The organism is Spongiimicrobium salis (assembly GCF_043678055.1).
GTDB classification, from domain to species: Bacteria; Bacteroidota; Bacteroidia; order Flavobacteriales; family Flavobacteriaceae; genus Spongiimicrobium; species Spongiimicrobium salis.
On the sequence record NZ_JBHEQA010000026.1, the window covers coordinates 1 to 500 of the forward strand.

1 pseudogene is annotated in these 500 nt (G+C 42.4%); it reads left to right on the plus strand.

Annotated features, from left to right (window positions below):
- Positions 1 to 500: pseudogene (locus ACEXOE_RS23730) on the plus strand (hypothetical protein); the annotation flags it as partial.

The window sequence follows — 500 nt, forward strand, 5'->3', positions numbered from 1 at the left end:
CTTAACGCTGACAATACCAATATCGATTATACGGACGAGGACGGGGTGACCACACAGTTGGACCTCTCTGCCATCGTGGCGAATTTGGAATCTGTTACCACATTAATTGACAATACCAATGGTACCTTCACCTATACTAGTGAAGATGGTACAATTACCACTTTTGATGCAAGAAGAGCTGTAGCAACAGATAATGGAGATGGTACTTTTACCTTGACAGATGATTCTGGAAATACGATTACCATAGATTCTAATGATACCATTACCAATCTTGTCAACAACAATGATGGCACCATTACCTTTACAAACGAGGCTGGTACGAATCAAACTATAGATTTAATCAGTAATGATGCTAATAATGACATCGTCGTAGGAAGTGATGGGGGATTATATCTCAACGTAGCTTCTGTTACGATATCAGAGACGATCACGAACCTTACGGACGTGGGCGACGGCACGGTGACCTATGTGAACGAGAACGGTGTGACGCAGAAGGTGAA